Origin of the sequence: Klebsiella sp. ME-303 (assembly GCF_007910085.1) — a bacterium.
Classification (GTDB): domain Bacteria; phylum Pseudomonadota; class Gammaproteobacteria; order Enterobacterales; family Enterobacteriaceae; genus Klebsiella; species Klebsiella michiganensis.
Window position 1 is genome coordinate 1 of the sequence record NZ_VOJB01000080.1, and the last position, 18198, is coordinate 18198.

At 57.6% G+C, this 18198-nt stretch carries 22 protein-coding genes; 16 read left to right on the forward strand and 6 right to left on the reverse strand.

Going from position 1 to position 18198, the window contains the following annotated elements; translation table 11 throughout:
- The 3 genes from FQK12_RS27465 to FQK12_RS15815 all read right to left on the reverse strand — a co-directional run.
- The coding region (locus FQK12_RS27465; RefSeq protein WP_222435541.1) for a hypothetical protein at positions 1-207 on the reverse strand (207 nt) is incomplete at its 3' end.
- Positions 208-237: 30 nt separating this feature from the next.
- Positions 238-387 (reverse strand): hypothetical protein, encoded by a 150-nt coding sequence (locus FQK12_RS27315; protein WP_014226590.1) that lies wholly within the window; start codon positions 385-387, stop codon positions 238-240.
- Between the two features lie 35 nt (positions 388-422).
- Positions 423-1478 carry an aminopeptidase gene (locus FQK12_RS15815; protein ID WP_014226589.1) on the reverse strand — a complete coding sequence of 352 codons (1056 nt, stop codon included), beginning with the start codon at positions 1476-1478 and terminating at the stop codon, positions 423-425.
- Between the two features lie 246 nt (positions 1479-1724).
- Here FQK12_RS15815 and cysG point away from each other — a divergent pair, with 246 nt between their 5' ends.
- From cysG to rpoS, 13 genes are all read left to right on the forward strand, one after another.
- Complete coding sequence (cysG, locus tag FQK12_RS15820) at positions 1725-3131, forward strand: siroheme synthase CysG (RefSeq protein ID WP_162097155.1); 1407 nt, start codon at positions 1725-1727, stop codon at positions 3129-3131.
- A gap of 9 nt (positions 3132-3140) precedes the next feature.
- On the forward strand, positions 3141-4049 hold the full coding sequence (gene cysD / locus FQK12_RS15825) for a sulfate adenylyltransferase subunit CysD (protein WP_004104981.1): 909 nt from the start codon (positions 3141-3143) through the stop codon (positions 4047-4049).
- A gap of 9 nt (positions 4050-4058) precedes the next feature.
- Positions 4059-5486 carry a sulfate adenylyltransferase subunit CysN gene (gene cysN / locus FQK12_RS15830; protein ID WP_014226587.1) on the forward strand — a complete coding sequence of 476 codons (1428 nt, stop codon included), beginning with the start codon at positions 4059-4061 and terminating at the stop codon, positions 5484-5486.
- Positions 5486-6091, forward strand: a complete 606-nt coding sequence (gene cysC / locus FQK12_RS15835) for an adenylyl-sulfate kinase (RefSeq protein WP_004853621.1) — start codon at positions 5486-5488, stop codon at positions 6089-6091. The genes cysN and cysC overlap by 1 nt, the downstream gene beginning before the upstream one ends.
- Positions 6092-6144: 53 nt before the next feature.
- Positions 6145-6471 carry a DUF3561 family protein gene (locus tag FQK12_RS15840; RefSeq protein WP_004124286.1) on the forward strand — a complete coding sequence of 109 codons (327 nt, stop codon included), beginning with the start codon at positions 6145-6147 and terminating at the stop codon, positions 6469-6471.
- Between the two features lie 140 nt (positions 6472-6611).
- Positions 6612-6929: a cell division protein FtsB gene (ftsB, locus tag FQK12_RS15845; RefSeq protein WP_004104977.1), complete on the forward strand. Its 318-nt coding sequence runs from the start codon at positions 6612-6614 to the stop codon at positions 6927-6929.
- 19 nt (positions 6930-6948) lie between these two features.
- Positions 6949-7659, forward strand: a complete 711-nt coding sequence (gene ispD / locus FQK12_RS15850) for a 2-C-methyl-D-erythritol 4-phosphate cytidylyltransferase (protein ID WP_004853617.1) — start codon at positions 6949-6951, stop codon at positions 7657-7659.
- A complete protein-coding gene (gene ispF, locus FQK12_RS15855) occupies positions 7659-8138 on the forward strand; it encodes a 2-C-methyl-D-erythritol 2,4-cyclodiphosphate synthase (RefSeq protein WP_004853615.1) in 480 nt (159 codons plus the stop codon). The genes ispD and ispF overlap by 1 nt, the downstream gene beginning before the upstream one ends.
- Positions 8135-9184, forward strand: coding sequence for a tRNA pseudouridine(13) synthase TruD (truD, locus tag FQK12_RS15860; RefSeq protein WP_014226586.1), 1050 nt, complete (start codon positions 8135-8137; stop codon positions 9182-9184). Before ispF ends, truD begins: the two co-directional genes overlap by 4 nt.
- Complete coding sequence (surE, locus tag FQK12_RS15865; protein ID WP_004124266.1) at positions 9165-9926, forward strand: 5'/3'-nucleotidase SurE; 762 nt, start codon at positions 9165-9167, stop codon at positions 9924-9926. Before truD ends, surE begins: the two co-directional genes overlap by 20 nt.
- Positions 9920-10546 carry a protein-L-isoaspartate(D-aspartate) O-methyltransferase gene (locus tag FQK12_RS15870; protein ID WP_009651549.1) on the forward strand — a complete coding sequence of 209 codons (627 nt, stop codon included), beginning with the start codon at positions 9920-9922 and terminating at the stop codon, positions 10544-10546. Before surE ends, FQK12_RS15870 begins: the two co-directional genes overlap by 7 nt.
- Positions 10547-10728: 182 nt before the next feature.
- A complete protein-coding gene (nlpD, locus tag FQK12_RS15875; RefSeq protein WP_223226746.1) occupies positions 10729-11787 on the forward strand; it encodes a murein hydrolase activator NlpD in 1059 nt (352 codons plus the stop codon).
- Between the two features lie 159 nt (positions 11788-11946).
- Positions 11947-12939 (forward strand): RNA polymerase sigma factor RpoS, encoded by a 993-nt coding sequence (gene rpoS / locus FQK12_RS15880; RefSeq protein ID WP_004104962.1) that lies wholly within the window; start codon positions 11947-11949, stop codon positions 12937-12939.
- 65 nt (positions 12940-13004) lie between these two features.
- Here the strand turns inward: rpoS and FQK12_RS15885 are convergent, their stop codons facing one another.
- Both FQK12_RS15885 and FQK12_RS15890 read right to left on the reverse strand, forming a co-directional pair.
- Positions 13005-13382, reverse strand: a complete 378-nt coding sequence (locus FQK12_RS15885; protein WP_014226584.1) for a hypothetical protein — start codon at positions 13380-13382, stop codon at positions 13005-13007.
- Positions 13379-14593 (reverse strand): MFS transporter, encoded by a 1215-nt coding sequence (locus tag FQK12_RS15890; protein ID WP_014226583.1) that lies wholly within the window; start codon positions 14591-14593, stop codon positions 13379-13381. Before FQK12_RS15890 ends, FQK12_RS15885 begins: the two co-directional genes overlap by 4 nt.
- Before the next feature lie 107 nt (positions 14594-14700).
- On the opposite strand from FQK12_RS15890, the gene FQK12_RS15895 reads away from it, so the two are divergent.
- Positions 14701-15588, forward strand: coding sequence for a LysR family transcriptional regulator (locus FQK12_RS15895; protein WP_032720481.1), 888 nt, complete (start codon positions 14701-14703; stop codon positions 15586-15588).
- Here the strand turns inward: FQK12_RS15895 and FQK12_RS15900 are convergent.
- Positions 15585-16001: a MarR family winged helix-turn-helix transcriptional regulator gene (locus FQK12_RS15900; RefSeq protein ID WP_004853601.1), complete on the reverse strand. Its 417-nt coding sequence runs from the start codon at positions 15999-16001 to the stop codon at positions 15585-15587. The two genes, FQK12_RS15895 and FQK12_RS15900, sit on opposite strands and share 4 nt — an antisense overlap.
- 169 nt (positions 16002-16170) lie before the next feature.
- On the opposite strand from FQK12_RS15900, the gene FQK12_RS15905 reads away from it, so the two are divergent.
- Positions 16171-16764 carry a non-oxidative hydroxyarylic acid decarboxylases subunit B gene (locus FQK12_RS15905; protein ID WP_004104955.1) on the forward strand — a complete coding sequence of 198 codons (594 nt, stop codon included), beginning with the start codon at positions 16171-16173 and terminating at the stop codon, positions 16762-16764.
- Positions 16764-18191, forward strand: a complete 1428-nt coding sequence (locus FQK12_RS15910; protein WP_004853598.1) for a non-oxidative hydroxyarylic acid decarboxylases subunit C — start codon at positions 16764-16766, stop codon at positions 18189-18191. Before FQK12_RS15905 ends, FQK12_RS15910 begins: the two co-directional genes overlap by 1 nt.
- Positions 18192-18198: the final 7 nt, after the last annotated feature.

Sequence of the window (18198 nt, forward strand, 5' to 3'; positions counted from 1 at the left end):
TAAACCGGACTCACGAAACGCTTGGTTGATGTCTGAATGGTGTTCCCCGCGCCAGCAGGGATAAACCGCCCGGAGGAAACGTGGCAACAGTTCAATACACGTGTTCCCCGCGCCGCCATCCTTATTATCCTGTACTTTATTTTTTCCAGCATTCTTTAGTGTGGCAAAGTCCGCTTCCAGGTAATACTTGCCAAATTTTGGGCTCATGGGAACAGTGCGCCGTTTTTAACATAGCGCTTATACCGATGTTTTACCGATGCTGGGTTCCGAGCCCAAATCCAACCCGTCCTGCCAGACGCGCTGCCAGATATAAACCTGGCTGTCGGCGATGGATCGCGTGCTGGCAGCCAGTAGCAACAATGGTATTAAAAAATGAAAACGCATCATGGCGACAGTCCTTGTTGCCTGATTTTATCGTTAGTCTATTTTGAGGCGGGTCTCTTCTCCGCCTTCGCCAGCTCTTTCACCAGCGGCAGCATCACTTTCATTACATCGCGTCCGCGATGCTCAATACGCCCCGGCAGCGCTTTATCAATATACTGCAGGTTATCCAGCTGTACGTCATGCCAGCTCGTGCCCTGTGGGAAGCTGCGTGATTTGCTCCGCTGCTGATAACCGTCTTTCTTACCCAATGACCAGTTGGTCGCTTCCACCGACAGTACCGGGATCCCGGCGCTATCAAAAACGCTGGCGTCGTTGCAGCAGCCGGTGCCTTTCGGGAAGTCCCGGTTCATCCCAGGATTGGTGAAGGCCGCGATGCCGTGGCTACGGGCGATAGCCAGCGCCCGGTCGCGGGTGAGCTTGCGCACCGATGCTGGCGTGCTGCGGCCGCTATTAAAGTACAGCTTATCGCCCACGACCAGGTTATCGAGATTAATCACCAGCAGGGTGTTTTTCTTTTCCGCGTCGCTCATGCGCTTAAGCAGATTCTGCGCACCCAGCCGGCCTTCTTCTTCGCCGCTGGTGGCAACGAAGCGAATACCGTAACGGGTAGGAACGTTCTTTAACTGTTCAGCAAGTTCCAGCATGACGCCGAGACCCATCGCGTTGTCGTCTATCCCTTGCAGGGTCAGGCCGCCGAGGTTGTTTTCAACATCTTTATTGCTCTGCGGCGCGTAGGTATCCAGGTGCGCCATGATAATAATCTGCTGGCGAGATTGGCCTTCATGAGCGGCGATCACCGTACTGCCGGTGGCGTTATGCCAGTTTTTACGCTGATTGCTATCGGTATAGACGTAGCGGGTATTGAAGCTGCGCACATCGCTCTGGTAGCCCATCTGGGCGAACTGCTGGCGGAGATAATCGGCCGACAGCATCTCGGCCGGCGTGCCGGTCATTCTTCCGGGATAAAAGGTGGCGATATGACGAGCCTGGGCATTGGCGGTTTCGCCCGGGGCGCTGAATGCCGGGGCGGCGGAGAAGACAAAACCTGCGCCCAACGCCAGGGGGAGCAGGCGACGGCACAATGCGGAAAACATAGGGGGTCCTTTAGCACTTAAAACAATTTCACCCGCGTAGTATGAAACTGTGACCGGGGTTAAACAATTTCAATCGCTCTTAAATGGTGGAAAAACCGCGTGTTAAGCACTTTTTGATATTTGCTTTCCCAGGTCGTTATTCTTTTGAGTAACAACTCATTCCATTTCGTAATTTCATTTGCTCTAAACCGCACCCTATAGTCGCTCTATTGCTGATTGTAAGAGAGTTGTTGCGCAGTGGAATACTTGCCGATATTTGCCGAAGTGAAAGACAGACCCGTGCTGGTGATCGGCGGCGGCGAGATAGCCGCGCGTAAGATTACGTTTTTGCTGCGCGCTGAAGCGAAGGTGCAAATTGTCGCCGAAACGCTGATGCCGGAACTTGCCGAAAAGGTCGAGCGCGAGGAAATTCAGTGGCGGGCAACCGTATTCGAAGAGCAGCAGCTTGACGACGTATTCCTGGTGATTGCCGCCACGGAAGATGACGAGCTGAACCAACGCGTTTATGTCGCGGCTAACGCGCGCTATCGGCTGGTCAACGTCGTGGATAATCAGGCGCTGTGCTCGTTTGTCTTTCCATCCATTGTCGATCGCTCTCCGCTGCTGGTGGCTATCTCTTCCAGCGGAAAAGCGCCGGTGCTGTCGCGGATTTTGCGCGAAAAAATCGAAGCGCTGCTGCCCACCAACCTTGGGCGGCTGGCTGAAACGGCGAGCTACTGGCGTCACCATATTAAAACCCATCTGAAAACCACCGCCGAACGCCGCCGCTTTTGGGAGCGCGTGTTTACAGGTCGCTTTGCCAGCCTGATGCTGGCGGGCAATAAAGATGAAGCGGAAAAAGCGCTGGAAGATGAACTTCGGCAGCCGGAAAAACGCCCTGGTGAAATTATTCTCGTCGGGGCAGGGCCAGGCGATGCCGGATTGCTGACCCTGCGCGGCCTGCAGGCCCTTCAGCAGGCGGACGTGGTGTTTTACGACAACCTGGTCACCCCGGAAGTACGTGAACTGGTGCGCCGGGACGCGGAGACAATCTGCGTCGGCAAAAGCGCCGCCGGCGTATCTGTACCGCAGCAGGAGATCAACCGCCTGCTGCTGGAAGCGGCGAAAGCGGGCAAGACGGTGATTCGCCTGAAGGGCGGCGACCCGTTTATTTTTGGCCGCGGCGGTGAAGAGCTGCAGGCCGCAGCCGAAGAGGGCATTCCATTTCAGGTCGTTCCGGGCGTCACGGCGGCGGCGGGCGCAACGGCCTATGCCGGTATTCCGCTGACGCATCGTGATTATGCCCAGAGCGTAACCTTCATTACCGGGCACTTTGGCGCTGAAAATTCACCGCTCGACTGGGCGCGGCTGGCGCAAAGCGGCCAGACCCTGGCGATTTATATGGGCAGTCTGAAAGCGGCGGAAATCAGCGCTCAGCTGATCGCCAACGGTCGCGGAGGCGATACCCCGGTGGCGGTAATCTCGCGCGGCACCCGCGCCGATCAGCAAACGAAGACCGGCACATTACAACAGCTTGAAAACCTGGCGAAAGACGCCCCGATGCCCGCGCTGCTGGTGGTGGGTGAAGTGGTGCAATTACATCAACAGCTCGCCTGGTTTCAACACACCTCATCCTCAGACGCCTTCAAGGCTTCTGTAGTAAATCTGGCTTAAGGAACGGTTATGGACCAAAAACGACTTACTCACCTGCGGCAACTGGAGGCGGAAAGCATCCATATCATTCGTGAGGTGGCCGCCGAATTCTCTAACCCGGTGATGATGTACTCCATCGGCAAAGACTCCAGCGTGATGCTGCATCTGGCGCGTAAAGCGTTTTATCCAGGCACCCTGCCGTTCCCGCTGCTGCACGTCGATACCGGCTGGAAATTCCGCGAAATGTACGAGTTCCGTGACCGTACCGCTAAAGCCTACGGCTGTGAGCTGCTGGTGCACAAAAACCCGGAAGGGGTGGCGATGGGGATTAACCCGTTCGTGCACGGCAGCGCCAAGCATACTGATATCATGAAAACCGAAGGCCTCAAGCAGGCGCTGAACAAATACGGCTTCGATGCCGCGTTCGGCGGCGCCCGTCGCGATGAAGAGAAATCCCGCGCTAAAGAGCGTATTTACTCCTTCCGCGACCGCTTCCACCGCTGGGATCCGAAAAACCAGCGCCCGGAGCTGTGGCACAACTATAACGGCCAGATTAACAAGGGCGAAAGTATCCGCGTATTCCCGCTCTCCAACTGGACCGAGCTGGACATCTGGCAGTACATCTATCTGGAAAATATTGAAATTGTTCCGCTGTACCTGGCGGCGGAGCGTCCGGTGCTGGAGCGCGACGGGATGCTGATGATGATCGATGACGATCGCATCAATTTACAGCCCGGCGAGATGATCAAAAAACAGATGGTACGCTTCCGCACCCTCGGCTGCTGGCCGCTGACCGGCGCGGTGGAGTCCAATGCGCAAACGCTGCCGGAGATCATCGAAGAGATGCTGGTCTCGACCACCAGCGAACGACAGGGGCGCGTGATTGACCGCGACCAGGCAGGCTCCATGGAGCTGAAGAAACGTCAGGGTTATTTCTAAGGAGCCGCCATGAATACGACTATTGCACAACAAATTGCCAACGAAGGCGGCGTTGAAGCCTACCTGCATGCCCAGCAGCACAAAAGCCTGCTGCGCTTTTTGACCTGCGGCAGCGTCGACGACGGCAAAAGTACGCTGATTGGCCGCCTGCTGCACGATACCCGTCAGATTTACGAAGATCAGCTCTCTTCGCTGCATAACGACAGCAAACGTCACGGTACCCAGGGCGAAAAACTCGATCTGGCGCTGCTGGTGGACGGTCTGCAGGCCGAGCGTGAGCAGGGCATCACCATCGACGTCGCCTATCGTTACTTCTCTACCGAGAAGCGCAAATTTATTATCGCCGACACCCCGGGACACGAACAGTATACCCGCAACATGGCGACCGGCGCGTCAACCTGCGACCTGGCGATCCTGCTGATCGACGCCCGCAAAGGCGTACTCGATCAAACCCGTCGTCACAGCTTTATCTCCACGCTGCTGGGGATCAAACACCTGGTGGTGGCGGTGAACAAAATGGACCTCGTCGATTTTAGCGAAGAGACCTTTAACACCATCCGTGAAGCGTATCTGACCTTTGCTGAACAGCTGCCAGGCGATCTCGACATTCGCTTTGTCCCGCTTTCCGCGCTTGAAGGGGACAACGTCGCCAGCCAGAGCGATAAAATGCCGTGGTACAGCGGCCCGACGCTGCTGGAAGTGCTGGAAACCGTTGAGATTCAGCGCGTGGTGGAAAGCCAGCCGCTGCGCTTCCCGGTGCAGTACGTCAACCGCCCGAACCTCGACTTCCGCGGGTTCTCCGGTACGGTTGCCGCCGGCAGCGTGAGCGTAGGACAGCGCCTGAAAGTGCTGCCGTCGGGGGTGGAATCCACCGTGGCGCGCATCGTCACCTTTGACGGCGATCTGCCGGAAGCGGCGGCCGGGGAAGCGATCACTCTCGTGCTGAAGGATGAAATTGATATCAGCCGCGGTGACCTGCTGGTGGACGCGACTGTCTCTCTGCCTGCGGTACAAAGCGCCAGCGTTGATGTGGTATGGATGGCGGAGCAGGCCCTAACGCCTGGCCAGAGCTATGACATTAAAATCGCCGGTAAGAAAACCCGCGCCCGCGTGGATGGCGTACGCTACCAGGTCGATATTAACAACCTGACCCAGCGTGAAGTGGAATCGCTGCCGCTCAACGGCATTGGGCTGGTGGATCTGACTTTCGACGAGCCGCTGGTACTCGATAAATACCAGGATAACCCGGTCACCGGGGGCCTGATTTTTATCGATCGTTTGACTAACGTGACCGTTGGCGCAGGGATGGTACGCGAACCGAACGAGCAGGCTCAGGCAGGCGCTTCGCAATACAGCGCGTTTGAGCTTGAGCTGAACCAGCTTATTCGCAAGCACTTCCCGCACTGGGACGCCCGCGACCTGCTGGGAGGCAAGTAATGGCCCGGCATGACGAAAACGTCGTCTGGCACGCGCATCCTGTCACGCAGGCGCAGCGCGAGCAGCATCATGGCCATCGCGGCGTGGTGCTGTGGTTCACCGGGCTTTCGGGCTCGGGGAAATCCACCGTTGCCGGCGCGCTGGAAGAGGCGCTGCATCGGCTCGGCGTGAGCACCTATTTACTGGATGGCGATAACGTGCGTCACGGCCTGTGCAGCGATCTTGGCTTCAGCGACGACGACCGCAAAGAAAACATTCGCCGGGTGGGTGAAGTGGCGAAGCTGATGGTGGATGCCGGGCTGGTAGTATTGACTGCGTTTATATCACCGCATCGCGCAGAGCGGCAGATGGTGCGCGAACGTTTGGGCGAAGGGCGCTTTATTGAAGTCTTTGTCGATACACCGCTGGCGATCTGCGAAGCGCGGGATCCGAAAGGGCTGTACAAGAAGGCACGGGCCGGGGAGCTGCGCAACTTTACCGGAATTGATTCAGTGTATGAATCCCCGGAGCGCGCCGAAATTCACCTCGACGGTGAACAATTGGTAACAAATTTGGTGCACCAATTATTAGACCTGCTACGACAGAGCGATATTATCAGATCCTGAAACGGCAGCGGCATCATCACAGGATGCCGATCGCCAGGTCAACAGGATTCGATATGCGCAATACCCAGAACATCAGTATTATTCGTTCAGAACCGCCGCCGGCAGTCAGCGACGAGACCACCTGGTCTCTGTCGGGCGCTGCCGTTGGCTTTATTTCATGGCTGCTGGCGCTGGGTATTCCCTTCCTGATCTATGGCAGTAACACGCTATTTGTCCTCCTCTACACCTGGCCGTTCTTCCTGGCATTAATGCCGGTTGCCGTCGTGGTTGGCATCGCGCTGCATTCGCTGATGGACGGCAAACTTCAGTACAGCGTCTGCGCGACGATTTTAACCGTCGGACTGATGTTCGGTCTGCTGTTCCTCTGGCTACTGGGGTAGTCCTTTCTACGAATGAATCTAGCCTGGGTATCAACGGTAAAAATGTGGTACAGTCCCCGCGTTACGCGGCGTCGTCCGCGCGCCAGAGTAGAGAACTCGGGCGAGTTATGGGATGATGATGCCGTTTTTCAGGGGGCAGGATGGGTAAACTAACGCTGCTGTTATTGGCTTTGCTGGTCTGGCTGCAGTACTCGCTATGGTTCGGCAAAAATGGTCTGCACGACTATAGCCGGGTTAACGACGATGTCTCCGCGCAGCAGGCAACGAACGCTAAATTAAAAGCACGCAACGATCAGCTGTTCGCCGAAATTGACGACCTCAACGGCGGTCAGGAAGCTATCGAAGAGCGCGCGCGCAATGAACTCAGTATGACCCGCCCGGGCGAAACGTTTTATCGTCTGGTGCCGGATGCGTCAAAACGCAACCAGGCCGCGGGGCAACAGCAGAATAATCGATAAACAGGCCCAGGATTACAACATGGCAGCCACTTTTCCGGGCGTTTGCGCCGTGGTGCCGGCAGCCGGTTTTGGCCGCCGCATGCAAACGGAATGCCCTAAACAATATCTCTCAATCGGTAACAAAACGATTCTCGAGCACGCGGTCGCCGCGCTGCTGGCAAACCCCCTTATACAGCGGGTAGTGATTGCCGTCAGCCCGGGCGACGTTCGCTTCAGCCAACTGCCGTTGGCGAACCACTCCCAAATCACCGTCGTTGATGGCGGCACGGAACGCGCGGACTCCGTTCTCGCTGGCCTGAAGGTTCTTGGCGAAGCCGACTGGGTGCTGGTGCACGATGCCGCGCGCCCCTGCCTGCACCAGGACGATCTCAGCCGCCTGCTTCAGCTATGCCAAACCAGCCGTACGGGCGGCATTCTGGCCGCTCCGGTTCGCGACACGATGAAGCGCGCGGAGCCGGGCAGGGCAGCCATCGCCCATACCGTTGAACGTAACGATTTATGGCACGCGCTGACGCCGCAATTTTTCCCTCGCGAACTGCTTGTTGATTGCCTGACGCGGGCGCTTAATGAAGGGGCGACCATCACCGACGAAGCCTCGGCGCTGGAGTACTGCGGCTTTCATCCTGAACTGGTCGCCGGACGAGCTGATAATATTAAAGTGACGCGCCCGGAAGACCTGGCGCTGGCCGAATTTTACCTTACCCGTTCCCGACACCAGGAGAAGGCTTAATGCGAATTGGACACGGTTTTGACGTACACGCTTTTGGCGGTGAAGGCCCAATCATCATCGGCGGCGTGCGCGTACCCTACGAGAAAGGGCTGCTGGCCCACTCCGACGGCGACGTCGCGCTGCACGCGCTGACCGATGCGCTGCTCGGCGCGGCGGCGCTGGGCGACATCGGCAAGCTGTTCCCGGATACCGACCCGGCCTTTAAGGGCGCCGACAGCCGCGAACTGCTGCGCGAAGCGTGGCGGCGGATTCAGGCGAAAGGCTATACCCTTGGCAACGTTGACGTCACCATTATCGCCCAGGCGCCAAAAATGCTGCCGCATATTCCCCAGATGCGCATCTTTATTGCCGAAGATCTCGGTTGCCATATGGACGATGTTAACGTCAAAGCCACCACCACGGAAAAGCTGGGCTTTACCGGTCGCGGCGAAGGCATTGCCTGTGAAGCGGTGGCGCTGCTGCGTAAGGCGGAGAAATGATCGCTTTTGACGAACTCACTTATCTGCATGGAAAACCGCTGAGCCAGGGGCTGCTAAAAGCCAACCCGGAGGACTTCGTGGTGGTTGAGGATCTGGGCTTTGCGCCTGACGGCGAAGGCGAGCATGTGCTGGTGCGTATTCTGAAAAACGGCTGCAATACCCGTTTTGTTGCTGACGCGCTGGCAAAATTCCTTAAAATTCATGCGCGTGAAGTGAGCTTTGCCGGGCAGAAGGACAAACACGCGGTCACTGAACAGTGGCTGTGCGCCCGAGTGCCGGGCAAAGAGATGCCCGACCTGAGCAAATTTCAGCTTGAAGGCTGTCAGGTACTGGAGTACGCGCGCCATAAGCGCAAGCTGCGCCTCGGGGCGCTGAAGGGGAACCAGTTTACGCTGGTGCTGCGCGAAATCAGCGATCGCGACGATGTCGAAACGCGTTTACAGGCGATTGCTGAGCATGGCGTACCTAACTATTTTGGCGCCCAGCGCTTCGGTATCGGCGGCAGTAACCTGCTGGGGGCGCTGCGCTGGGCCGAGAGCGGCGCGCCGGTGCGCGATCGCAATAAACGCAGTTTTTGGTTGTCGGCGGCCCGCAGCGCATTGTTTAATCAACAGGTTGGTATTAGATTAAAAAAACCGGAATTTAATCAGGTTGTTGATGGCGATGCGCTACAATTAGCGGGGCGCGGAAGCTGGTTCGTTGCGGCCTCTGAAGAACTGACGGAACTCCAGGCGCGGGTAGATAACCGCGAGCTGATGATTACCGCTGCGCTTGTGGGCAGCGGCGATTGGGGAAGCCAACGGGATGCGCTGGCCGCCGAGCAGGCGGCAGTGGTCGAAGAGACGCAGCTACAGGCGCTGCTGGTGCGTGAAAAAGTAGAGGCCGCCCGCCGGGCGATGCTGCTTTATCCCCAGCAGATGAGCTGGAACTGGTGGGATGACGTTACCGTTGAACTGCGTTTCTGGCTGCCCGCGGGCAGCTTCGCCACCAGCGTAGTAAGGGAGCTTATCAATACAACGGGTGACTATGCGAATATTGCTGAGTAACGATGATGGGATTCATGCGCCGGGCATTCAGACCCTGGCAAAGGCCTTACGGGAATTCGCTGAGGTTCAGATAGTTGCACCCGATCGTAACCGCAGCGGAGCGTCGAACTCCCTGACGCTGGAATCTTCGCTTCGCACTTTCACTTTTGATAACGGCGATATCGCCGTACAGATGGGCACGCCGACGGACTGTGTTTATCTCGGGGTCAACGCCCTGATGCGGCCGCGTCCGGATATCGTGGTTTCAGGCATTAACGCCGGACCCAACCTCGGTGACGACGTCATCTATTCCGGCACCGTTGCCGCCGCGATGGAAGGCCGTCATCTGGGCTTTCCGGCGCTGGCCGTCTCGCTAAACGGCTATCAGCATTACGATACCGCCGCTGCGGTCACCTGCTCTATTCTGCGCGCTTTAAGCCGCGAGCCGCTGCGCACCGGGCGCATTCTCAATATCAACGTGCCGGATCTGCCTCTTGAGCAGATCAAAGGTATCCGCGTGACCCGCTGCGGCAGTCGCCATCCTTCCGACCAGGTGATCCCGCAAAAAGATCCGCGCGGCAATACGCTGTACTGGATCGGACCGCCGGGCGAAAAGTACGACGCCGGGCCGGATACCGACTTTGCCGCCGTGGATGAAGGCTATGTGTCGGTCACGCCGCTACACGTCGATTTAACCGCCCACGGCGCGCATGAGGTGGTTAGCGGTTGGCTGGATCGCGTTGGAGTTGATACGCAATGGTAAGTAAACGTGTTGAAAGTCTTCTCAATCAGCTCCGCACGCAGGGCATTATTGACGAGCGCGTGCTGAACGCGATCGCCATGGTGCCGCGAGAAAAGTTTGTTGATGAAGCCTTTGAACATAAGGCGTGGGAAAACACGGCGCTGCCGATTGGTCAGGGGCAAACCATCTCGCAACCCTACATGGTGGCGCGGATGACCGAGCTTCTGACGCTAACGCCGGAGTCCCGGGTGCTGGAAATCGGCACCGGCTCTGGCTATCAGACGGCGATTCTGGCGCATCTGGTGCATCACGTTTGCTCGGTTGAGCGAATTAAGAGTTTGCAGTGGCACGCGCGCCGTCGTCTTAAACAACTTGATTTACATAATGTTTCAACCCGTCACGGCGATGGATGGCAGGGTTGGCAGGCGCGTGCGCCGTTCGACGCGATTATCGTTACCGCCGCGCCGCCGGAAATTCCGGCCGCTCTGCTGGCGCAGCTGGACGATGGCGGCGTACTGGTGCTGCCGGTTGGCGAAGAGCATCAGTTCCTGAAGCGGATCCGTCGGCGCGGCAACGAGTTTGTCATTGATACTGTCGAAGCCGTGCGCTTTGTTCCCCTCGTGAAGGGGGAGTTAGCCTGAACCCGGATTATTCCAGGTTTTTTTGCCTGCATTTAGGCATAGGGTGGACACATTTTTCGTGTCCTGGCCGGGCGCCGTCCGGTGAGCAAGATATTGGTAGTTAACATATTCCTGGGGGATAAATGAGCGCGGGAAGCCCAAATTTTACCTTAAGCCGCATTGCGGCTTTATCACTGGTGTCACTGTGGCTGGCAGGCTGCAGCAGCTCCAACAATCCGCCTGCGCCGGTCAGCTCGGCTGGCGGGACTTCGTCTTCCAGCACGAATTCCGGAATGCTGATCACGCCTCCATCCAATAACGTTCCGCAGGCGCGCCCGGTACAAACGCAGCCGGTGCAGACGCAGCCCGCTCAGGTCCAGCCGATGGCTCAGGAGCCGGTACAAACGGTGAACGGCAAAATTGTCTACAATCGTAAGTATGGGGATATTCCGAAAGGTAGCTATACCGGCGGCAGTACCTATACTGTTAAACGCGGCGACACGCTATTCTATATTGCGTGGGTCACCGGGAACGACTTCCGCGACCTGGCGCAGCGTAATAATATCCCGGCGCCGTACGGACTGAACGTGGGTCAGACGCTGCAGGTTGGCAACGCATCCGGTCAGCCAATCACCGGAGATAACCCTGTCGCCCAGGCCAGCGTGAAGGCCAGCAGCGGCGGGATGTTAACCGCAAATTCTGCACAAAAATCCACCGCGGTGGTTGCGTCCCAACCAACTATTACGTATTCTGAATCTTCAGGTGAACAGAGTGCTAATAAGATGTTGCCGAATAACAAGCCTGCGACGACAACAACCGTCGCGCCTGTTACGGCCCCGGCTGTCAGCACAACCCAATCGACTGCAAGCAGTACGTCAACCAGTTCGCCGATCTCTTCATGGCGCTGGCCGACTGATGGCAAGGTTATCGAGAACTTTAGTGGTGCCGAAGGTGGCAATAAAGGTATTGATATTGCAGGCAGTAAAGGACAGGCTATTGTCGCGACCGCAGATGGGCGCGTCGTCTATGCCGGTAACGCACTGCGCGGTTACGGTAATCTTATTATCATCAAACACAACGATGATTACCTGAGCGCCTACGCACATAACGATACGATGCTGGTAAAAGAGCAACAAGATATCAAGGCGGGGCAGAAAATCGCTACCATGGGTAGCACAGGTACAAGTTCTACACGTTTGCATTTTGAAATTCGTTACAAGGGGAAATCCGTCAACCCGCTGCAGTATTTACCGCAGCGATAATTTGGCAAAGTACGGATAAGCTCAGTATCGCTAAAAGAGGCGCCAGGGCGGCCAGAATGCCTGCTTTACCGGGGCAGAAAAGGTTCTCGTCCGGGCGTCTTTTAAGTGATGTTTAGCGGAAGGTGCTTTGCTCAGGGATCACGGGTAGGAGCCATCTTTATGAGTCAGAATACGCTGAAAGTTCATGATTTAAATGAAGACGCGGAATTTGATGAGAACGGAGTCGAGGTTTTTGATGAGAAAGCCTTAGTTGAAGAGGAACCCAGTGATAGCGATCTGGCTGAGGAAGAGCTTCTTTCGCAGGGAGCAACCCAACGGGTGCTCGATGCGACGCAGCTTTATCTTGGAGAGATTGGTTATTCCCCACTGCTGACGGCCGAAGAAGAGGTTTATTTTGCGCGTCGCGCGCTGCGTGGTGACGTTGCGTCACGCCGCCGGATGATCGAAAGTAACCTGCGTCTGGTCGTCAAGATAGCCCGCCGTTACGGCAATCGCGGTCTGGCTCTGCTGGATCTGATTGAAGAAGGTAACCTGGGGCTGATTCGCGCAGTTGAGAAGTTTGACCCGGAACGTGGGTTCCGTTTTTCGACTTACGCGACCTGGTGGATTCGCCAAACGATTGAACGGGCGATCATGAACCAAACCCGTACCATTCGTTTACCTATCCATATCGTCAAAGAGCTGAACGTTTATCTGCGTACCGCACGCGAGTTGTCCCATAAGCTGGACCACGAGCCAAGCGCGGAAGAGATAGCCGAACAGCTGGATAAGCCAGTTGATGACGTGAGCCGCATGCTGCGTCTGAACGAGCGCATTACCTCGGTGGATACACCGCTGGGCGGCGACTCGGAAAAAGCGCTGCTGGATATTCTGGCCGATGAAAAAGACAACGGCCCGGAAGACACCACGCAGGACGATGACATGAAACAAAGCATCGTCAAATGGCTGTTCGAACTGAACGCCAAGCAGCGTGAAGTGCTGGCTCGTCGCTTTGGTCTGCTCGGCTATGAAGCCGCGACGCTTGAGGATGTGGGCCGCGAAATTGGCCTGACCCGCGAACGCGTGCGTCAGATCCAGGTAGAAGGTCTCCGCCGTCTGCGGGAGATCCTGCAAAGCCAGGGGCTGAACATCGAAGCGCTGTTCCGCGAGTAAGACACCTTTCTTAAAAAAGGCTCAATCGTTTGATTGGGCCTTTTTCTTTTTTGGGCCTCCGTCGCTTACGCGATCGCCGTCTCGTGGAGGTGCCACCAGATGATTTTCTCTTCCTGCAGACGGAAAAGAACCGTCGACCAGCGCGCGGTTTCCGCTTTGCCGGGGAGCGCGTGTATTTCCCGGTAGCTCACCGCTGCGCCATCGCACCATTCGGCAAGTATGACGGCACTATCGACGACAATCTTTAAGCCCGGACGGCTGGCGCGAGCCCCGTGAAAAAAGGCGCTGACCGCCTGATGATCCATGCGCATACCGTTTATCGGGATCATGGTAAAGTCCGGGCTAAAGCGACGCATCAGCGCGTCGGCGCTCCCTTCACCCTGATTCAGCCAGTTTTCTATAGCCACGTGGGCCGCAATAACTTCCGCAATATAGCGATTCATTTGTTCTCCATTTTACCGTGCAGGCGCATGATTATCGCCCGGTTATCGAAGGTAAGGCAGCCCAGCAGCGGCGCCAGGGTCAACGCGGCGGCGGCGATAAATACGCCACGCCACGCCTGCGGCGTTGGCCAGTAAAGCAAAAAGGCGCTCAGTAAGGCTGCCAGTAGCGCAGATCCCATCAGGAAACTGAGCTGGCGGTTAAGATTCCACAGCGCGCTGGCGTCCGGCATATCGCCGTTCGCCACATTCAGAAACGCGCTGCTCTGGGCCGTACTGCTGCACAGGCTGCCGCCTGCGCCCATGAATATAAATGCCGCGATTAACATACTGCTGGCGGTATGGGCATTGACGCCAGCCAGGGTGACGATCCCGACTGCCTGGAGAAGGCAGCCTACCGCGATAAGCGGGCGAGGGCCGAGACGATTGAAATAGCGGCCGGTCGTCGCGATCGCCACAAACGAGGCCAGCGACCACGGAAGCATCAGGGCGCCGATGGCGGAGGGCGACATTCCCGTCACGCTTTGTAAATAAAACATCCCGACGACATTGATGCCAATAAAAGTCCCCGGCACGCAGAGATAGACCAGCATTGAAAAGCGCAGCAGCGGATCGCGCAGTAGCGAGAGACGCAGGAGTCCCCCCGGCCGCGCGACGCGTCTCTCATCCTTAATCCACAGCGCTGCCAGTCCGAACGTCAGCAGCGCGATCGGCAGGCTGGCAAAGAAAACCCAGCGCCAACTGAGCGATTGCACCAGCACCCCGCCGATCGCCGGCGAGCACGCCGGCGCCAGCAGCCCGACCAGCATCACCGCGGCGGAAAGTTTCGCCCGCTCGTGAGGCCTGAACTGTTGCCAGGTTAGCGACTGGCCTGGCGGAATCAATAGTCCGCCGCCCATCCCCTGCAGGGCGCGCCACATGACAAGGCTGGTCAACGAGTCGGCCATTCCTGCGGCCAGAGCCCCAAAGCTAAATATGCTGAGCGAAAGCAGGAATACCCGCCGGGTACCAAACTGCTGGCTGAGCCAGGCGCTAAACGGCAGTACCAGCGTGAGCCCGGCAATATAGCCATTGCTGACCCACGCCAGTTCGCCCACCGACGCGTGCAGCGTCCGGCCCATCGCCGGAAAGGCGACGCTGGCGATGAACATATTGATTAAGTCGAGAAAGAAACCCAGCAGAAAAACGGTTGCGACCTTGCTGCGATACGTCATTGATTAAACCCCCCGTGAAGGCCGCTACTGTAAACCTCAGCATCAGGGCGAATAAACACGACATTCGGAGATATACTGTCTGAAATTTTTTGACAATTGGCGGCGCGATGCTGAACCTGCAGCGGATGAACATATTTGTAGCGGTGGTCGATAGCGGAAGTTTTACCGCGGCGGCGACGGCGCTGGGGCAGACCAAGGCGGTGGTGAGTTTCAACATTCGCCAGCTGGAGAGCGAGCTGGGGGTTACGCTGCTGTTGCGATCGACCCGTCGACTGACGCTGACGGAAGCCGGTTCGCTCTTCTATCATCGCGGGGTCGCGCTGCTGAAAGCGGCGGAAAACCTGCAGGACGACGTCCGGGGTAGCCACGTGGGGTTGAGCGGTGAACTGCGGATCACAACGACGCCAGAATATGGCGCGCAGGTGATTATCCCGGCGCTGGCGGAGTTCAGCCAGCGGCATCCAGCGCTCCGCGTGCGCCATGTTTCTTCTTCTCACCACGCGGATTTAATCTCCGAACGGTTTGACGTGGCGATTCGCCTCGGGACGCTGGCGGATTCGCGCTACCGCGCGGCGCTGATATCGCGTTTTGCCATCGTCCCGGTTGCTGCCCCATCATGGCTGGCGCAGCATCCTGTAAAGACGCTTGAGGAGCTGGCCCACGCGGCGTGGATTATTCATGAACGTCTGACCGCGCCGCTCCGCTGGCCGCTTACCGGGCCCGATGAGGAGAGCATCGCCTTCGAGATTAAACAGGCGCCGCGGCTGTCGGCAGATAGCGCCAGCGCGCTGATGGCCTTTGCGCTAGCGGGCAGCGGCATCGCGCTGCTGCCCGAATGGCTGGTGGCCGCTGCGCTGGCAGACAGCGCGCTGGTGAAGGTGATGCCGGCGTTTAGCTTTCCGCGCCAGGGGGTGTACGCGGTTTACCCGGACGCGCAGCACGTTCCCGTCAGGGTCCGGGCGTTTATTGATTTTCTCCGCGAGCGCCTGGGTTAATTGGGTTCTCGCGCTATCAGCTTGTGGATGATTTGCGAAAACTGCTGGCGCTCTTCATCGTTCAGCCGACCTAAAAATTCTTCATCAACGGCGTTACCCAGCGGCATTGAGCTTGCCAGTAGCGCTTCGCCTTCTGCGGTTAAATAGACAAACCGACGGCGTTTGTCCGCCGGATCGTGTTCGCGACGAACCAGACCGCGGCTCTCCATTCGGCTCAGCATCTCCGCCAGCGTCGCTTTCGTGCTGACCGCCGCTTCCGTTAGCGTCACCTGTTCAATGCCGGGATGTTCGGCAATGGAACGCATCACCGCATACTGCGGTTTGGTGAGGTCCGGCAGTTCAAGCTGCCAGCGGGCGGTGTGCTGCTGAAAAAGCTGGCGTAGCAGGTGAAACGCCTCGTTTTTTAACTCCATGACAACTCCGTAATCAAACCGTCGGTTCTATGATAGCCGTTCGGGAGGCGTTTTAGCATTTTTCCTGTTTTGATGAAAAATGCGGCCGTGTACGAACGCACTTGCACGAAAAGCTCATCAAGCGTAGTTTTAATAAAAATGTTCGTATACGAACAATTATGAGGCGATGATGAAGCTAATTGTAGGGATGACCGGAGCGACGGGTGCTCCGCTGGGCGTGGCGCTGCTCAAAGCGCTTCGAGAGATGCCGGAAGTGGAAACGCATCTGGTGATGTCAAAGTGGGCCAAAACCACCATTGAGCTGGAAACGCCTTACAGCGCCCGTGAAGTGGCTGCGCTGGCCGATTTCTCGCACAGTCCGGCGGACCAGGCCGCCGTCATCTCATCGGGTTCGTTTCGTACCGACGGCATGATCGTTATCCCCTGCAGTATGAAAACGCTGGCGGGTATCCGTGCCGGTTATGCCGAGGGGCTGGTGGGGCGGGCCGCGGACGTGGTGCTGAAAGAGGGGCGTAAGCTGGTGCTGGTGCCGCGTGAAATGCCGTTGAGCACGATCCATCTGGAAAACATGCTGGCCCTGTCACGCATGGGGGTGGCGATGGTGCCGCCCATGCCCGCTTATTACAACCATCCCAAAACCATTGAGGACGTCACTGACCACGTTGTCACGCGGGTGCTGGATCAGTTCGGTCTGGAGTATCACAAAGCGCGCCGCTGGAGCGGGTTGCGGGCGGTAGAGAATGTATCACAGGAGAATGAATAATGGCTTTTGATGATTTGCGCAGCTTTTTGCAGGCGCTGGACGACCAGGGGCAACTGCTGAAAATTAGCGAAGAAGTGAACGCGGAGCCGGATCTGGCCGCGGCGGCAAACGCGACCGGGCGCATCGGCGATGGCGCTCCCGCGCTGTGGTTTGACAATATTCGCGGTTTTACCGATGCGCGCGTGGCAATGAACACCATCGGTTCCTGGCAGAACCACGCTATCTCGCTGGGGCTGCCGCCGAATACGCCGGTGAAAAATCAGATCGACGAATTTATTCGTCGTTGGGATAAATTTCCGGTGACGCCGGAGCGGCGGGCAAACCCGGCGTGGGCGGAAAATACCGTCGACGGCGAGGCGATTAATCTGTTCGATATTCTGCCCCTGTTCCGTCTCAATGACGGCGACGGCGGCTTTTATCTCGACAAAGCCTGCGTGGTTTCTCGCGATCCTCTCGACCCGGACAATTTTGGTAAGCAAAACGTCGGCATTTACCGTATGGAGGTGAAGGGCAAACGTAAACTCGGCCTGCAGCCGGTACCTATGCACGATATCGCTCTGCATCTGCACAAAGCGGAAGAGCGCGGTGAAGACCTGCCGATCGCCATTACCCTGGGTAACGATCCGATTATCACCCTGATGGGCGCCACGCCGCTGAAATACGATCAGTCGGAATATGAGATGGCCGGCGCGCTGCGTGAAAGCCCGTACCCAATCGCCACCGCGCCGCTGACCGGCTTCGACGTACCGTGGGGGTCAGAGGTGATCCTCGAAGGGGTGATTGAAAGCCGCAAGCGCGAAATTGAAGGCCCGTTCGGCGAATTTACCGGCCACTACTCGGGCGGCCGTAATATGACGGTGGTGCGTATCGATAAGGTTTCCTACCGCAGCAAGCCGATTTTCGAGTCCCTCTATCTCGGTATGCCGTGGACCGAGATCGACTACCTGATGGGCCCGGCCACCTGCGTACCGCTGTATCAGCAGCTGAAGGCCGAGTTCCCGGAGGTGCAGGCCGTCAACGCGATGTACACCCACGGCCTGCTGGCGATTATCTCCACCAAAAAACGCTACGGCGGCTTTGCACGCGCGGTGGGTCTGCGGGCGATGACCACGCCGCACGGCCTGGGCTACGTGAAGATGGTGATCATGGTTGATGAAGACGTCGACCCGTTCAACCTGCCGCAGGTGATGTGGGCGCTGTCGTCGAAGGTCAACCCGGCGGGTGACCTGGTGCAGCTGCCGAATATGTCGGTCCTGGAGCTTGATCCAGGCTCCAGCCCGGCGGGGATCACCGACAAACTGATTATCGACGCCACCACGCCGGTTGCGCCCGATCTGCGCGGCCACTACAGCCAGCCGGTACAGGATCTTCCTGAAACCAAAGCCTGGGCTGAAAAACTGACCGCCATGCTGGCCAACCGTAAATAAGGAGAAG